Below are 1031 nucleotides of genomic sequence, written 5' to 3'. Positions count from 1 at the left end.
CCGGCGACGTGATCTGGTGGACCGGCGAAGGCTGGTCGCGCCATGTCAACGATGCCGTGGAAGCAGGCGAACATGCCGAGGCGATCATCGCGCGCGAAAACGCCAAGCAGATCGTCACCGACACGCAAGTGATCGAGGCGACCGTGACCGACGAAGGCGTGCGCCCCGCGCACATCAAGGACCGCATCCGGGCGCTTGGCCCGACGGTCCGCCTCGACCTTTCCCTCAAGCCTGCCGATCCTGCGGCAGGGAACTGGGTGATCTGAGATGTATCAGTACGACAGCTATGACCAGGCGATGGTCGATGCCCGCGTGGCCGAATTCCGCGATCAGGTGGAGCGCCGCCTTGCGGGGGACATCACCGAGGACCAGTTCAAGCCACTGCGTTTGAAGAACGGCCTTTACCTGCAGCTTCACGCCTACATGCTGCGCGTGGCGGTGCCCTATGGCACGCTGAACAGCGGCCAGATGCGGATGCTGGGTGATATCGCGGACAAGTATGACCGTGGATACGGCCACTTCACCACGCGCCAGAATATCCAGTACAACTGGATCAAGCTGGAAGATGCGCCCGACATTCTGGCCGATCTTGCATCGGTGGAGATGCACGCGATCCAGACCAGCGGCAACTGCATCCGCAACACCACGGCGGACCAGTTTGCAGGCGCTGCGGCCGACGAACTGGTCGATCCGCGCCCCTATGCCGAACTGCTGCGCCAGTGGTCGACCTTCCACCCGGAGTTCGATTACCTGCCGCGCAAGTTCAAGATCGCGATCATCGGTTCGGAAACTGATCGCGCGGCGATGAAGCTGCACGATATCGGCATCCAGCTGGTGAAGAACGACGCGGGCGAAGTGGGCTGCCGGTTCTACGTTGGTGGCGGCATGGGCCGCACGCCAATGATCGCCCCGGTGATCGGCGATTTCGTGTCGCCCTTGCAGATGGTGTCCTATGCCGAGGCGTGCCTGCGCGTGTACAACCGCTATGGCCGCCGCGACAACAAGTACAAGGCGCGCATCAAGATCCTCGT

General features: G+C 62.6%; 2 protein-coding genes. Both read left to right on the top strand.

What is annotated here, in order from left to right; all coding sequences use genetic code 11:
* The coding region (locus ACOVQ0_RS17110; RefSeq protein WP_421887219.1) for a DUF2849 domain-containing protein at window positions 1-266 on the top strand (266 nt) is incomplete at its 5' end.
* Between the two features lies 1 nt (window position 267).
* The coding region (locus ACOVQ0_RS17105) for a nitrite/sulfite reductase (RefSeq protein WP_421887216.1) at window positions 268-1031 on the top strand (764 nt) is incomplete at its 3' end.

This window comes from Novosphingobium sp. (assembly GCF_049240505.1).
In the GTDB taxonomy this organism is placed as follows: Bacteria; Pseudomonadota; Alphaproteobacteria; order Sphingomonadales; family Sphingomonadaceae; genus Novosphingobium.
Note: the sequence above shows the minus strand (reverse complement) of the source record. Positions and strands in the feature narration are given on the sequence as shown.